At 42.1% G+C, this 15575-nt stretch carries 12 protein-coding genes; all 12 read right to left on the reverse strand.

The annotated features are described in order from the left end of the window. Positions 1 to 42: 42 nt before the first annotated feature. A complete protein-coding gene (locus BMY70_RS08205) occupies positions 43 to 648 on the reverse strand; it encodes an RNA polymerase sigma factor (RefSeq protein WP_090334449.1) in 606 nt (201 codons plus the stop codon). A gap of 224 nt (positions 649 to 872) precedes the next feature. Continuing rightward, positions 873 to 1331: a RidA family protein gene (locus BMY70_RS08210; protein ID WP_090334451.1), complete on the reverse strand. Its 459-nt coding sequence runs from the start codon at positions 1329 to 1331 to the stop codon at positions 873 to 875. 39 nt (positions 1332 to 1370) lie between these two features. Then, complete coding sequence (locus BMY70_RS08215) at positions 1371 to 2843, reverse strand: PQQ-dependent sugar dehydrogenase (protein ID WP_229209521.1); 1473 nt, start codon at positions 2841 to 2843, stop codon at positions 1371 to 1373. A 17-nt stretch (positions 2844 to 2860) separates the two neighbouring features. Beyond that, complete coding sequence (locus BMY70_RS08220; protein ID WP_090334454.1) at positions 2861 to 3301, reverse strand: c-type cytochrome; 441 nt, start codon at positions 3299 to 3301, stop codon at positions 2861 to 2863. A 36-nt stretch (positions 3302 to 3337) separates the two neighbouring features. Beyond that, entirely contained in the window at positions 3338 to 5059 is a 1722-nt protein-coding gene (locus tag BMY70_RS08225; RefSeq protein ID WP_090334457.1) for a PQQ-dependent sugar dehydrogenase, read from the reverse strand. 72 nt (positions 5060 to 5131) lie between these two features. Next, a complete protein-coding gene (locus tag BMY70_RS08230) occupies positions 5132 to 5683 on the reverse strand; it encodes a RidA family protein (RefSeq protein ID WP_090334460.1) in 552 nt (183 codons plus the stop codon). Between the two features lie 44 nt (positions 5684 to 5727). Beyond that, the gene (locus BMY70_RS08235; RefSeq protein WP_090334463.1) at positions 5728 to 6978 is read right to left on the reverse strand and encodes an amidohydrolase/deacetylase family metallohydrolase; all 1251 of its coding nucleotides are present in this window, start codon (positions 6976 to 6978) and stop codon (positions 5728 to 5730) included. Between the two features lie 46 nt (positions 6979 to 7024). Continuing rightward, positions 7025 to 8245 carry an aminotransferase class V-fold PLP-dependent enzyme gene (locus BMY70_RS08240; protein WP_090334465.1) on the reverse strand — a complete coding sequence of 407 codons (1221 nt, stop codon included), beginning with the start codon at positions 8243 to 8245 and terminating at the stop codon, positions 7025 to 7027. Between the two features lie 247 nt (positions 8246 to 8492). Then, the gene (locus tag BMY70_RS08245; protein WP_090334467.1) at positions 8493 to 10067 is read right to left on the reverse strand and encodes a SusD/RagB family nutrient-binding outer membrane lipoprotein; all 1575 of its coding nucleotides are present in this window, start codon (positions 10065 to 10067) and stop codon (positions 8493 to 8495) included. Positions 10068 to 10105: 38 nt separating this feature from the next. After that, on the reverse strand, positions 10106 to 13510 hold the full coding sequence (locus BMY70_RS08250) for a SusC/RagA family TonB-linked outer membrane protein (protein WP_090334470.1): 3405 nt from the start codon (positions 13508 to 13510) through the stop codon (positions 10106 to 10108). 129 nt (positions 13511 to 13639) lie between these two features. Continuing rightward, the gene (locus BMY70_RS08255) at positions 13640 to 14677 is read right to left on the reverse strand and encodes a FecR family protein (protein WP_090334473.1); all 1038 of its coding nucleotides are present in this window, start codon (positions 14675 to 14677) and stop codon (positions 13640 to 13642) included. 69 nt (positions 14678 to 14746) lie between these two features. Further along, positions 14747 to 15289 carry an RNA polymerase sigma factor gene (locus BMY70_RS08260; RefSeq protein ID WP_090334476.1) on the reverse strand — a complete coding sequence of 181 codons (543 nt, stop codon included), beginning with the start codon at positions 15287 to 15289 and terminating at the stop codon, positions 14747 to 14749. Between the last annotated feature and the right edge of the window lie 286 nt (positions 15290 to 15575).

The following is a 15575-nucleotide window of genomic DNA, read 5'->3' on the forward strand; positions in this document are numbered from 1 at the left end:
AAATAAACTACTGGATGGTAGTTTGAAACGGAGACTTCGGTACTAAAAAATAAGCGTATAAATAATTAGTATCCAGTGGCTTAGAAAGGGTATCTGGCTTTTTAATGTAGTGATTGCTTTAAATAACAAATTTGCAACAGATTGTCTGTTGACCTGCATCAGATCCGCAATCTGTTCATTTTCGAGCCCTTCATAAAATTTTAAAAAGATCGCTTCTTTCTGCCGTTTTGGAAGTTCGTTGATTGCAAGCCTAACTCTGCGCTGGCTTTCCGAGTAAGTCTCGTTTTCCTCGATTTCAGTTTCGATCGTTTGATTATCCGTGATCTCATCAATTTCATCAATACCAAGAAAAGGATGTTTGTTGCGACGAAACTCCTGTAAAAGTTGATTGCGAAGAGATTTGAGAAAATAAATCGTAACAAACTGAATATTGATCGTCTGGCGTTTTTCCCAGATGTGTATCAATAATTCCTGAATAGCATCTTTGATATACTCTTTGTCACTGGTAAAACTGGTGGCATAATTAAAAAGCGTACGGTAAAGTTTGTCGGCCAGGCGGCAGAACGCAACACTGTCACCGGCCTTTGATTGCTGCCAGAGATCCAGAAGAATTTCATTTTCCAGAAGGATGCGTTGCTTTTTATCCAAGTAGCTTCTTTAATAAGTTGTTGTAAAATAACAGTCAAATTATTGAAATATGAAATTTATAAGGTAAAAAATATTATTTGCCAAAATATAATACTGCCTATTTATAGAACTTCAAAATAACGTATTTTTAATTAAAGGAAATTTAACCATAAAAATCCTGCTGAATGGCCTAAATGACAGATATTCAGCAGGATCTGATTTTATTTTGAAATTTGGTTTTCAGACTAAATGTAAGCAATACAGTCAATTTCGACCAGAGAGTTTCCGGGTACACCACCGTAAACTGCCACTGTTGTACGAACCGGAGGTTTATCTCCAAAACGACCTTTATATGCCTCATTCATAGCTTTGTAATCGTTCAGGTCATGAAGAAACACGCTGCATTTTAAAACTTTGCTCATCGATGAGCCGGCTGCGATCAATTCTTTTTCCAGTTCGTCCAAAACGTGTTTGGTATGCGCGGTAATATCGCCTTCAAAGTGGGCGCCTTTCCCGGCAACAAATACCATATTGTTAAATTTAGTATGCCCGGAAAATAAGGGTACGTCCTGCAGTGTTGTAATGTTTCCAACTTCTTTTTCCGGCGCGCTGTCTTCTTTTGCGCTAGCTACTGTTCCTAAACCTGCAACACCCGCAATCGAAGTGAACAGCTTTTTAAGGATTGATCTTCTTTCTGTTTTCATCTTATTAAAATTAGCTTCTGTTAAGGATTTATTCAAAGGTTATTTCTTTTTTGCTACTTTGGAATCACCTGACATCGTAATTTTCCAAAGACTTCCGCCCGACTTATTACCCCCTTGTTTTCCTCCATATTCGATCACGTATAAAGAATTCCCGATAATGACGGCGTCGGTAGGGCTGGTAAAGTTATCAACTATGCGGGTTGTTTGTACTTTGTAATTATCCGTTTTTTTGTCATAGATCATATGGAGGTGTAATAAATCTTTTCCCTGGCGTTTCAGAGGATTTGGGTTGGCGGCACCTGTTTTTCCACCTCCGGCATACCTGATCACAAATCCATCACCTTTGAATTCTTTGGGAAGTCCTTTTTTGATGTCAAAAACTAATGCAAGAGGGGAGGAGTGCGCATTGAAAGTTCCAACTGTAACTCCCGTTGTATCCGCATCCATGACCACACCGGTTTTCCGGTCGCGATATTCATTCGCATCAGGCCCCAGATTCTGGACCGCGGGTGTAAAACTGACACCAGCCGGACGTTTAGGAAATGTCGGGTCATTGTGAAAATATTTCATCAACCAGGCAAAAGCGAATTTACTTAGAAACGGATCTGTTTCCGGATTTGGCTGCCAATCCGGATTTTGCTGTGGATTATCGATTCCGCCCATTACCCAGGGGAAACCGTAATGACGACCTTTGCGCACCCAAAACATATCTTCCGGATGATCATAATCGCCGGAATTTGAAACGGCAAAAAGATTTCCCTTTTGGTCATAAGCCATGTCATATGCGTTCCTGATTCCCTCAGCGTAGATATAACCAAGTTCTTTTAATTTGTCGGTATCGTCTACTAATAAAAGATCTTTTGAATTGATCGGGAAACTGTAAATTTTCGTTGTCAAAGCATTGTCGCGGGCGTTTGGATAAATTCCCCCATTGTCCTGAACTTCACCATGATCTGTTCGTGCACCGGAGTTGACCATGATATATTTTCCATCGGGACTTATTTCCAGGGCATTCCAGCCATGGTCGAAAGTCGTTTTATTTGCACCATATTCTACCGTATTAAAAACAACCGTCATTTCAGGTTTTGCATCGTTTGGAAGAATTTCATAACGAACCATTCTTCCTTTGTTGCCTTTATTATTATTTACATTGATATTTCCGGCCAGGAAAAGTGTGTTTTTATGAAAAGCCGCACCCTGCAGACGCGTTATTCCATGATCTGCAGCAGTCAGGATTTTAACACTCATTGGCTGGCCATCTTTGTTGACAACGTGATAAACGTCACCTTCAAAACTTGAATAATACATATCACCGCTGACCGGATTGACGATCAATCGAACTGCCTCCGGCTCTACTTTCATAAAATGCTCGACTTTGATATCGTCACGTAATGCCTTCGGTGTAAGCGTGGGCTGGTCTCTGCTTCCCTGTGCCAGTACGAGGCAGGGAAAAGCCAGCAAACCAAACGCTATAATTTTTTCTTTGCGAAAAGAATTTAGTAAATTTTTCATGGTTGGTTAAGAAAGGATTATTCGGTAGCTGACAATTTTCTGAGGTAAGCAACAAGCTGCCATCTTTGTTCGGCGGTGAAAACGTCCTGAAAGGGAGGCATATTTCCGTTGCCGTTGGATATCTTCCAGAACAAGGAACCATTACTTTGTTTTTTTACCAGAGAATCATGAAAATTAGCGGGTTTTTGTCCCAGCGCGCCACCGGCGGCTCCGTCTCCGTAACCACTTTCTCCATGGCAGGAAGCACAGTATAGTCCGAAAAGTTCTTCTCCATTTGCCAGCGTAAGCGGCTCATCATGGTAAGGACTTTTCAGCGTATCTGCCCATTGCGGGGCGGTCCATCGCTCCTGGGCGTGTGTTAATACCGGATGATGATTTCCGGTAAACGATGACAGGCTGACGAAGCCGGCCCCAGCAGTAATTAAAAAGCATGCGGCTATTTTTTTGTTTAACATCATTTAAGGACTTATTTACGGATTTAGGAAAGTATTTTCTTATAATTTGAAATGCTGCCGGGCCTTTTTTATCTCAATACTGTCGACGGCTGAGGCATTATTTCCAAAGCTTTGTCTTATAAAGGTCAGCACTTGCGCGATTTCCTCATTGGCTAAAAAACTGTGTGACGGCATAATGTTGTTATACGGTTTGCCCTTTACTTCAATGGGGCCGTCCAAACCTTTCAGCATAATTTCTATTAATTTTTTCTTCTCACCATTTACCCATTCCGAACCGGCAAGCGGAGGGAATCTTTGCGAATCGCCCTGACCATTTCTCTGGTGGCAAGCGGCACAATACACACTATAAACTTTCCCCCCGGCAACAGGTTTGTCTTTATCCAGATTGTCGTTTACGAGATCCGGCGTTCTGATATGGGACATCGATTTTCTTTTCTCCATCTTCGCAAGAGCGTTATCAGAGAAAGATTTCTTATCGCCTTTATATGTGATCTTCCAGATTTTTCCTTTTTCCGTTTCAGCAAAATATAAAGATCCGTCCGGCCCCATCGCGATTCCCATGGGCCGGTATGCAGCGTCACTGGTATTCACGATTGGATCTACTCCTGCAAAACCATCAGCGAAAATGTCCCAGCCGCCGGAAGGCTGTCCGTCTTTAAAAGGAATAAATCCGATGATATAACTCGATTGCGGATATGGTGCGCGGTTTGTAGAACCATGAAAAGAAATAAAAGCGCCGTTTCTGTAACGTTCCGGGAACTGGTTTCCCTGATAAAAAAGAAGGTCATTGGGAGCCCAGTGGCCTGGAAAACCCATGAGCGGCTTTTCGTACTTATCACAATCACCCACAGTTTTTCCATCCCCGCCATATTCTGGTCCGAGCACTTTTTTCTGCTGGATCTGGTCAAAATAACAATAGGGCCAGCCTACGTTGCTTCCATCTTTGACCCTGACAAATTCTTCCGCAGGTAAAACAGCGCTTTGCCAGGGCGAATAAATTCCTGCCCATAACCGTAATAAATCGTCTCTGCCATGCTGAACGAGATATAGATTATCATCGTTTTTATTCCAATCCATCGCTACTACGCTACGGATACCGGTCGCGAATTTATATCCATCTTTCTGCGTCTGGTTTAATTTATTGGCATCAAAACGCCACACGCCACCGTGGTCTTCCAGAAATGGGCAAGGCGTCATTCCGGTAGAATTTGGCATACGGAAAAGTTCTTCGCAGGCATTGGAAGGCGCGCCAAAAGGGACATACATATTCCCCTTATTATCAAATGAAAGCGGCTTTGCAATGTGCTCATGCATGCCGTGGGTGTGATCATCAGTAAGAATCACTTCCTGCTGACTTTGGGGAACAAGTTCTCCCGCAGTAAGTTTAAAGCGGTAGACAATCAGTTCAGAACTAAAATACAAATAACCATTATGAATGCGCATTCCGGTACCATAGCCACGCTCTTTTGCTGAGCCGCCAAAGCGTTTGATAATATCTGCGCGGCCATCATTATTAGTATCACGAAGCGCAATGACCGATTCGTTCTTGTCCGCGAATCTTGCTTTTACATAAATATCGCCGTTGTCGTTAACGGCGATGTGGCGGGCTCTTCCGGGAAGGCTGTCCACAACGACTGTTGCTTCAAATCCTTCCGGCAAAAACAGACCGCCGTTTTTTGTATTTATAACTTCTGATTCGGGTCGGGAAACAAATCCGGTAAAAAAAATAACGATTAACGAAGAAACCAGTTTTAAATTCATAATCGACGGGTTTAGGAATGTCGAAAAGAAATGGTGATGTTTTTAAAGGTTAAAGGTCAGGATGGTATAGTTTTATTTTAACTCAACGATCATTTCGATCTCCACGGCAATATTATTAGGCAAAGAACCCATGCCTACAGCCGAGCGCGCATGTTTTCCATTTTCGCCGAATATTTCAACCAAAAGATCAGAACAGCCGTTGATAACCATTGGTTGCTGGCCAAATTCCGGGCCGCAATTCACCATACCCAATAATTTGACAACCCTTTTCACTTTATTCAAATCGCCTCCAAGAAATCCTTTCAAGGTAGAGATCAATGAAATCCCGGTGAGGCGGGCTGCTTCTTTTCCTTGTTCAATCGTCAGGTCGCTTCCCACTTTGCCAATTATTTGTCCGCCTTCCGGTTTGTCTGGTCCGTGGCCGGACAAGTATACCAAATTTCCAACCTGGACAGCCTTTACGTAATTCGCGATCGGTGCAACAGGTTTGATCAGCTTAATGTTTTTTTCTTTGATCCGTGCTTCATAATCAGTAACCGTTTGGGCGTTTGAAACAAAGGTGCCCAAAGCACAGCAGGCCGTTAAAACCGGAACCAGAAAAAAGGATTTGTAGGTCTTTTTCATGCAGAAACTATTTAATTTAATTAATTGGTTGAATTGAAATTGCGTTATTTCGCGGCGGTTGGCAAAGCTATACCGTTTAAATCATAAACAATCTTCCCGCCCTTAATGGTCATCTCACATTCCAGTTTCTGCTTGCCTTCCATTTTATAGCCAGTTTTGTCATAAAAGCCGAAATTTCCTTCCCGCATGGAAAATATAGCGACATCTGCGATCGCATTTTCAGAAATGTGACCAAGATTTTCTCTTTTTATAACCTGCGCGGGTGCCCAGGTGCTTTCTTTAATAATGGTTGGAAGATCAATTCCCATCACCAGGAATTTCGACATGATGCTCAGCATATCTTTCATAGAGCCGTTCATGCTACCGGTATGAAGATCTGTGCTGATCGTATTTGGATAAAATCCGCTCTTAACTGCCGGAATTGCCTGAGAATAATTAAAACTTGCTCCTCCGTAACCGACATCAAAAATGATTCCTTTTTTTCGTGCATCCAGAGCAAACTGTTTTACTTTCTGAGTTTTTTCATCCACGATGGTTTCTCTGGTATTGCCGTCCAGCAAGGTATAGGCGTGCGTGAAGATATCACCCGGGCGAAGATATTTAGTGAATAGTGTTTCAAGCGACAGGGGAGGATTATTGCCTCCGAAATCAATCATAACCGGCATATTTGCCAAAGTTCCCGCTTCGACGACCCGTTTGATAGGTGTCCAGTCTGGTCCCATAAAATGTGCAACTTTGAAGCCGACAATATCATTTTTATTTTTGATCGCGACAGCTGCGGCCATTTTGGAATCCATATCGCTCGTATCCTGTTCATAATTTCCACCCCGCATTCCTTGTCCTACAATATTCAGAAAAGATAAAACACGGGTTTGTGAACTCATGATAACATTCTTTTTAAATTCAGGGAAAGATTCCCAGCCGGCGCCGCCAGCATCCACGATCGTGGTCACACCTACACGAAAAGTGAATCCGTCAGGCGGCAATGCCAGCAGGCCATTGCTCAGATAATGGTCGGGCTGGGTGCCGAAAAAAACATGGCCATGGATATCAATGAGGCCTGGCGTTACGTACATTCCCTTGGCATTTACTACCTTTTTTGCTTCTCTGGAGTCAATATCCTTTGCAATCTTTCTGATTTTTCCATCGACAATCCCAACATCCATTAATTGATTCAGGTTATTTTTAGGATCGATCACTGTTCCGCCTTTGATCAGCAACGTGTAAGTCTGAGCACTTACAACAAAACTGTTCAGGCATACCAGACAAAAGAGTATGATGGATTTGAACTTCATTTTTATTAGGAATTGGGTTTAGGAATACTATTTCGGTCGAAATGCTTTAAACAGCTGCTTTCGACAATTCTTCTTTCAATCGTGTAGCAACGATTTTTTCTTCTCCTGGTTTCAGCATCCAGGTTGTGATTGTCAGCGTATTATTTTCACCTGGCATAATTTCAATTGAAGGATTGCCATTTCGAAGACTTTCCTGTAACATTTTAACGGGCAGATTTACCTTTGCAGCATCCCACGAAATTCTCAGTGTCGGCGTATGGTTCCCAAGTTCCGGAGCAAAAGTTTCAACGTTCACACCTTTCACACTTTTTGCAGCGTTGGCAATTAGCGAAGCGCGGTCCTCCCACATTTTCCACTCTTTTTTGTGATCCATTTTGACGAAATTGTCAAGTGCCACATACATGCCCAGAATTTCCTCCTTGTTTACTTTCATACCTCGTCCGATCGTTGAGCCACGTGGAGGCATACTTAATCTTGCTGCTTCGATCAAATGTTTTTTACCCATCAGAATTCCCGCGCTTTGTGGTCCGCGCATCGCTTTACCGCCTGAAACGCAAACAAGGTCAAATCCAAGATCATTGAACCTCCATAGATTTTCAACTGGCGGAACATCTGCGGCCATATCGATCATTGTTGGGATTCCGTGTTTTTTAGCTACTTCGATCCACTTTTCATGCATGATCTGGCCTTTATCCGACTGAATATGCAGAAACCACATCAATGCTGTTTTCTCACTAATCGCTTTTTCAAGCTCTTCCAGCGTTTCAATTTCTACCATCTTCACGCCTGTGTTTGTCAAGGCGTGCGAGTATCCGATGCTGTGACCTTTTTGAATAATTACTTCAGACTTCATTCCGGTACCTTCCAGATGTGGAAGTGCTTCCACTTTCTTCTGGTCCATTCCTGTCAGAACTCCGGCAAGCCCTAATGTTAAAGCAGAAAAGCAACCGGCGGTAACCACAGCAGCTTCCGCGTGTGTGAGCGCGGCAATTTTTTCACCAACTTTTGTCTGAACTTCGTCCAGTATCATAAAATCTTTCGCTGCTCCCTGAATCACTTCAACTACTTCGTCCTGCATCAGAGAACCGGTCATAAATGTGTAGGTACCCGCGGCATTAATAAATGTGCGGATTCCTAATTCCTTTGCCAGATTCCGGGCCGGAAGCTTGGCCGTGAAGCCAATCGATTCCATACTTTCTTGCCCCAGGAATCCGCCTAACAAAGGAAAAGTGGATAAATGTTTAATTAAATCTCTACGGTTTATCATAATGTAACAGGACTTGATAAGAGTGATAAAGGTTTGTCAACAGCGCGTTTGACAGAATAACAGAGAAAGGATGCAGAAAAAGTGTGTCGATACTCTATTTGGGGAGATTAAATTTTTTCAATTTTCCTGAATAGGAGAATAATGTTTGGTAATTGAGGTTTATTATGATTTTTTGTTTTGATTGCTGTGGGAATAGAAAGTGCCTCCGGAAATTCTGATCCAGGAGGCACTTCGAAACTTTCGAGAATTAGTTTTTATCCCACCAAAGTGGCGTACTTGCTTTATCCGGGCCATTTAATAACCCGATAGCTGTTTTAACTGCTTCTGTATTAGACTGTTCTTCCAAAAGTAAAAACGGGATTCTTCTTGGGTGAGAAGTTGTTGGAATATCCGCGTTTACCGAATTTACCACAGGATAAAGTTTTGGGAAAAGGGTTCTTCTATATTCTGCCCATGCCTCCATCCCGTCAGGATACAAGGCAAGCCATTTTTGTGTTGCGATTTGCTCGCGTTGAACTGCTTCTGTAGCTCCCCATTTTACTGGAATATTTGACAATGCAGGAGAATTTTGCTGGTCAGCCGGTGCAACAGGTGTTTTGGTGCTGGAAATGTAGGTAGTAACAGCAGCGCCGGTAATGCCCCAACCTGCCATGGAAGCTTCAATCCCTTTCTCGTAATAACTTTGAGCAGTTCCCGTGCCAGCTTGCCAGCCGTTTAAAGCAGCTTCTGCAAGAAGAAAATAGGCTTCCGCAGTATGCATAATGTCTTGCGGAGCAGCGAGTTGCCTGTTCCATGAAGACCCGCCACCAGTATTTAAAATCCATCGCGTGCCGATATTGGAATTGTTATCATTGGTATTAAGCTCCTGAATCAACTCCGCAGATCCTAAACCGTTTCGCAATCCTTCGTACGTTTTGGTATTAAAAGCAGGCTGAAAGAAAATACCAATGCGTGGATCATCGTAGCCCTTGAGTACCGATTCCATGGAAGCACTCATTCTAAATTCGCCCCAGCCTGCGATCGTTGCCAACCCATTGTTATCGACAGTTGTTTTGGTCATCAAAGCATTATCTGCAACGTCTGTCAGCAAACCGCCAGCAATCGCTGCTTCTGCTTCTGTCTTGGCTCTTGCCGGATCAACTTTTGAAATACGCAGTGCAAGTCGCAAGCGGAGGGTGTTGGCAAACTTTATCCATTTGGAAACATTTCCGGCATAAATCAGATCAAAATTGCCAAATGGAGTTTCCGCAGTTTTATCTTTTAAAACATTTGAGGCAGCGGCCAGTCGTTTGAAGAAGTCATCGTAAATTACATCCTGGGCATCATACTTAACACTGTTGGCAGGATTGCCAGCATCAAAGTAAGGTACTGGTCCATAATAATCTGTTAACCGGTGAAAAGAAAAAACCCACCATATGTTGGCAATCGCATTTTCAGATGAAGTTGCCTCCGTGTTTTCAATAAGTGTTTTCAGCTGTGGGACTACCTGTGTATAAATTGGGTTCCAGTGAGAATTGATCCACGTTCTGTGCATGAAGTAACGGTCAGACTGGAAATTGGGCGTTGTTGTTGCATAGTATTGGGCATACAAATCAGCAAAAAGATTTTGCGCTGTTTGATAAGTACCCGCTGAATAAGAGGCCTGTTGCTGAGCTCTGGCGAATAAATAAGGCAAATCCGTCGGGCTTAATGACGTAAGTGCAATTTTGCTGGTATTGATTTCTTCGAAATCGCCTGTGCAGCTGTTGAACAGGCTGCCGGCTGTACCTGCCAGGAGCCCGATAAATGATATCCTGACAATTTTTTTATATGCTGTTTTCATCTTTGTCAAATTTATAAACTGAACTAATTTCAACCGGATCAGAAGCTTAATTTTAGATTGACTCCCAAAGATCTTGTGGAAGGAAGTGAGCCATATTCAGAACCCTGATAATTTCCAGCGCCCAGATTCACATCAGGGTCGAACGGCAATTTTCGTTTCGAGAGGCCGGGAATGTCGATGATCGCGCTTCCACGGTAGATGAAGAACAGGTTGCGGGCGGTTAATGAGAGACGTAGATTTTTGATAAAAGAATTTGGCGGCGTAGGAATATTGTAACCCAGCGTCGCTTCTCTTAAACGGAAATTCGTTGTCGAATATGAAAAGAATTCTCCCCAGGTATAACGTCCCTGTGAAACAGTCTGCCAAAAAGTTTCAGCATTTACGGCGGTAGTGTTCTCGGTCTCTGTAACTACACCAGCTGCGTTCTGAACTACCGCGGGCAAAACCCAGCCCCCATCGCGATGTTGGGTTGTGTACTCGGAAGTTCCATCGTATGCAAGGTTCCCGTCTGTACCTGATGTCATAACTCCACCCACACGGCCGTCGATAAGGAAGCTTAGAATGAAATTTTTGTAGCTAAACGTGTTATTGAAGCCTACGGTAAATTTAGGATTGAAATTTCCAATTTTCTTAAAATCACTAACAACCGGAAGTCCTTTTTCATTTACTACAAATCTACCATTTGCGTCCGTTTTCCAGCCATAAGCTTCAAGATCTCCGTAAGATCCACCTTCCGCTACAACCGCCGTAGTCGTACGGGTGTTTCCTCCCAATGTGGCTTTTTTGATGTCGGGATGAAGTTCGATAATCTTATTGATGTTTCTTGCAAAATTCAACGAAGCATCCCAAGTAAGAGATTTGCCTTTAAGCGGGCTTGCAGAAAGGGTAAATTCGAACCCTTTGTTATTAATCTTTCCTGCATTGACAAACTGCTCGGCAAATCCGGAAGCTGGAGCCAATGGCAGACGCAGTAATTGGTTTACCGTATTGCTGTTGTAATAAGTGAAGTCAAGCCCAAGGCGTCCCTGAAACAGGCGAAGGTCAAGTCCGAATTCGGTGGATGACGAAATTTCAGGTTTAAGATTGTCAGCTGGTCTTACAGTACTTCTGGAAATAAATCCTGCATTTCCGCCTTGCTGATTAAAATCATAAGTCTGTAAAAGTCTGTATGGATCTGTGTCATTTCCTACTTGCGCCCATGATCCTCTTACTTTTGCAAAACTGATCCATTCAGGTAATTTTATCGCTTCCGATAAAATGAAGTTTGCACCAAATGCAGAATACGTATACGAGTGGGGAGCTGGTAGGGTAGAAGACCAGTCATTGCGTATTGATGCATCAAATGTCAGATAATCCCGGAAAGAGATCGATGCAGTACCGAAAACGTATTGAAGTTCTTTTTCACTGTAATCAGTCATCCTGACCAGAGAGGATCCAAAAGCAAGATCATACCGATTTGGGATTGAAAGCGTAAAAGAACCTGCACCAACCTGCGAAAATTTCTGGTAAGTAGACCCGGCTCCGAAATTGTATGTGATTGCGAAATCTTTACCAATGTTATTGTTTCCGGAAACGATAAGGTCCATGTTTCTTTCCAATTGTTCATTATTCCAGTCGTAGTATGAACCACCATTGCCTGCAAACAGCAAAGTATTGTTTGCGAAGCCACGGTTAAAACGATCGGCATACCAGTCATAACTGATGCGTCCCTGGACATTCAGCCAGTCGGTGATCTGGTATTTTGCAGATCCAAGTGCGATTACACGATTTCTTTTCTCAGTTTCAAAAGTGCGGTTGATTGTCCAGTAAGGATTCATATAAATCCCAGCCGAGCTACCCCAATAAGTTGGTTTTCCTGCTTCGTCTTCAAACGTTTTGTATTGATTCAGATCCACGCTGCGAGGAACTTTATACAGGTTCATCATCACGGAGCTTTCTTCGCCTGATCTTGGTTTGTTGTCAATTTTTTGATTGACGTAGGTAATTTTTGCATCAGTAGAAAACTTTTTCGTAATCTGTGTATTGATACGCAGGTTCATCGTATGGCGCATCAGATCATTGTTCGGAATAACTCCCTGATTGTAGTTGTTGGTATAAGACATATACGTCTGTACTTTTTCGCTTCCTGCAGAAACGCCAAAAGAATTGTTGGTGGAGATTGCATCACGGAAAAAGTTTTTTACGTTGTCCGGGTAGGTCGTTGCAGGTGCTCCCCAGCTAAGCAATGAGTTTGGAGTGGAAACACCAGCTCCGCCTTGTCCATAAATATTTTGAAATTTTGGGAGCAGAAATGGAGTTTCTACCGCCACACCAGAATTTATGTCTGCTGAAACTTTGCCGGCCTTGCCTTTTTTAGTCGTAATCATAATAACACCGTTTGCAGCACGGCTACCGTAAAGGGCAGAAGCAGCAGCTCCTTTCAAGACATTCATCGATTCGATATCGTCAGGGTTGATATTGGAAGCTCCGTCACTTCCGTTTATTCCGCCGAAGTCACTGCTCACCTGATTTCTTACTGTGTTATCGACCGGCACTCCATCAATGACAAAAAGCGCGTTGTTGTTGCCTGTTATAGAGCGGTTTCCACGAAGGACAACCCGCGTGGCTGAACCAGGCCCGGAGGAACCCTGGGTAACGACAATACCGGCAACTTTGCCGGATAGTGTATTTACAAAATTGGCATCCCGTACATCAGCAAGCTGTTTTCCGCTGATCTGTTGCGTTGCGTAAGTCAGGGTTTTTGCGTTTCGCTCGATCCCTAGCGCAGTAACAACAACTTCTCCAAGCTGTTTCACATCGTCCAGGAGTGTTACATTGATCACACTCTGCCCGTTCAGAGGAATTTCCTGGGTAGCATAGCCAATAGAAGAAAAGATAAGAACCGCATTGTCTTCTGTAACATTCAGTATATACTTTCCATCCACATCTGTGGTAGTGCCAAGTGTCGATCCTTTAACCAGAATATTTGCACCCGGAATTCCCGCACCCTGAGAATCTTTCACAAATCCGGAAATCTCCTTAATTACCGCTTGTGGAGTTAGGGGTTGAGTCGAAGCATCGGCAGATTTGTTTTTAGAAATCGCTTTGTCGTTGATTATAATATTGTTATCAACCTGTACATAGCCTAGTCCAGTGCCATCCAGAATCGTTTCCAGGACTTCTTTCACACTTTTATTTTCAAGCGCGACATTAACTTTTTTCTTCTTGTCAATTCGCTCCATGCTTGCAATAAACTTGTACTCACTTTTTTTCTCGATGGCAAGAAATGCTTTCTGAAGCGTGGCGTCTTTTAGGTTCAGGGATATTTTAACTTCACCTATTCCTTGAACTGAGCCAGCAACGGAGGCGAAAGAAGGCTGAATGACAAAGAGTAAAGCCATCAGGACGGCTATGGGTTTCCAATACCATTTGCCCGGCAAATGGTGACGTAGTGATCGGTTCATACGTTTAGTAGAAAGGTTAAATTGATTTAGGTGATGATAAACTTTTGGTACTGAAAAAAATTAACAATGGATCAATATGATTTCATTACGAGCTAAAAAAGCTTGATCCGGCTTTTTACAAAATAAAAATTATTTACAAACCCCGCCCCGGATATGTACTTCGCTACCATCTACCGAGTAATTGAAATGATTGGAAATACTCAATAATTTCAACACCTCATCCAGAGAGGCGTTTTCATTAAAACTTGCCATCACGCGGCATTTGGCGAATTCCATATCTTCTAAATGTATTTTTACGTCGAAACTTGCTTCCAGTCTGGCTGCAACTTCTGCATAAGTATTGTTTTGAAAAACCAGCAGGTTTTTTCGCCAGCTACCGATATTGGAAGCGCTAACTATATCAATATACGTCTCATCTTTTTCAGTATTTATAACCAGTTCCTGTCTGGGCGTCAATTGCGTTATACGGATCGGATCGCCTTTTGGAATTTCCTTGCTCACTTCAACTTTTCCCGTTGAAACTGCAATCGACGATGTTGCGTCAGCCTTGTAGGCCCTGACGTTAAACGATGTTCCCAGAACCCTTGTAGATATTTTTTTACTCCTCACCACAAAGGGACTGCTCACATCAGGAATTACTTCAAAAAAGGCCTCTCCTTCTAAAAAAACTATCCTTTCTGACGTATCAAATTGATCCGGAAATGTCAGTTTACTATTTTTATTTAACCAGACCTTTGATCCATCCGGTAATAAAAGGCTCAAAATCTGATCATTGCCACTGCTTTTCTGGATGAACGATTTGGATCGGGCTCCGAAATCAGAAAAATTATTCCTTATTAGCAAATAGCCAAACCCGATTAACAAAAGGATACTCGCTGCGGTCAGCAAAGAAGATATCCTGATATATTTTTTGTTTTTTTTGCCGCTATTGCTATTAGATTCTTCCAATTCAAGAATCAGGCAATTAAGTTTATTAATTCCTTTTTCCGGGTCGAATTCTTCTTGCAAACCGGACTCAGACTGCTTTTGCCAGGCGGTTTTTATTTGCCTGAACAGAATCTCGTTATCAACTTCTTCAAGCCACCATTCCATAGCCAGCTTTTCTTCTTTGCTGCATTCGCCAGCTAAATATTTGGCGATTAATGGCCATGGAGTGTGATCCGACATGAAATTTTGTGCTTTCTTATGTTAAGACAAATAAAAAATGGCGATACCCCCATCTGTTCAAATTTTTTTTTATATCTGATATGTTTTTTGCAGCAATTTCAACTGCTTAATGGCCTTCCCCATTTGGTTTTCTACCGTTTTGGAAGATAGTGAAAGAATTTCGGCAATCTCATTATAAGTGAAGCCTTCAAATCGGTTCAGTTGGAAAATGGCTTTCCTTTTTTGCGGTAAAAAATTGATAAGGTTTGTTAGCCGTGATTCAAGTTCCTGATATAGAAATACATCCTCTGGTCCTGGATTTTCTTCAACGATATCGTCACTCAGATCTTCCATGATCAGTTTTTCCTGTTTCATATAATTAATGGCAGTGTGCCGTGTTGCCATAAAAAGGTAGGACTTTAAATTTTTTTCAACTGAAATTTTTTCTCGTTTCTCCCAAATCCTAAGAAAAACATCGGCTACAATCTCTTCAGACAGATCATTGCGACTGGTCAGATAATAGGCAAATTTGCAAAGTGAATTGTAGTACTTCTTAAAAAGGCAATCCAAAGCACGTTTATCTCCTTTTTTTATTAGCGAAATTAGGAATAGATCATTCTGACGGGTAATCATAAGAAGGTGGCTTAGGTTGAAATCGGATAATCTTAAATCTTTTTCTATTGCCAGGTGTGAATCAGTGTAATCAGAGCTTTTTTTAGATATCGAACTCTATACAATTCATTTAGGGTGAAAATTGATATTTAATTTTGCACTTTTTTAATTTTAAAGAATTAAAAATCATCATTCTATAAAATTAAAAAAGTAAGTGTTAATTCATATATTTTTTAAAGAATATTATTTCGGTGCAGAAGGCGAGAGCGGAGTATTGGCGATAGCGTGAAGTTTAAGAAAGATATAC

The sequence above is a fragment of the Dyadobacter koreensis genome (assembly GCF_900108855.1).
GTDB lineage: Bacteria > Bacteroidota > Bacteroidia > Cytophagales > Spirosomataceae > Dyadobacter > Dyadobacter koreensis.

Excerpts from the sequence above, each read along its gene's own strand:
- BMY70_RS08260 (WP_090334476.1), bottom strand. The coding sequence starts at position 15,289 with ATGATTACCCGTCAGAATGATCTATTCCTAATTTCGCTAATAAAAAAA.
- BMY70_RS08230 (WP_090334460.1), bottom strand. The coding sequence starts at position 5,683 with ATGAAAAAGACCTACAAATCCTTTTTTCTGGTTCCGGTTTTAACGGCC.
- BMY70_RS08235 (WP_090334463.1), bottom strand. The coding sequence starts at position 6,978 with ATGAAGTTCAAATCCATCATACTCTTTTGTCTGGTATGCCTGAACAGT.
- BMY70_RS08245 (WP_090334467.1), bottom strand. The coding sequence starts at position 10,067 with ATGAAAACAGCATATAAAAAAATTGTCAGGATATCATTTATCGGGCTC.
- BMY70_RS08255 (WP_090334473.1), bottom strand. The coding sequence starts at position 14,677 with ATGTCGGATCACACTCCATGGCCATTAATCGCCAAATATTTAGCTGGC.
- BMY70_RS08215 (WP_229209521.1), bottom strand. The coding sequence starts at position 2,843 with ATGAAAAATTTACTAAATTCTTTTCGCAAAGAAAAAATTATAGCGTTT.
- BMY70_RS08220 (WP_090334454.1), bottom strand. The coding sequence starts at position 3,301 with ATGATGTTAAACAAAAAAATAGCCGCATGCTTTTTAATTACTGCTGGG.
- BMY70_RS08240 (WP_090334465.1), bottom strand. The coding sequence starts at position 8,245 with ATGATAAACCGTAGAGATTTAATTAAACATTTATCCACTTTTCCTTTG.
- BMY70_RS08250 (WP_090334470.1), bottom strand. The coding sequence starts at position 13,510 with ATGAACCGATCACTACGTCACCATTTGCCGGGCAAATGGTATTGGAAA.
- BMY70_RS08225 (WP_090334457.1), bottom strand. The coding sequence starts at position 5,059 with ATGAATTTAAAACTGGTTTCTTCGTTAATCGTTATTTTTTTTACCGGA.
- BMY70_RS08210 (WP_090334451.1), bottom strand. The coding sequence starts at position 1,331 with ATGAAAACAGAAAGAAGATCAATCCTTAAAAAGCTGTTCACTTCGATT.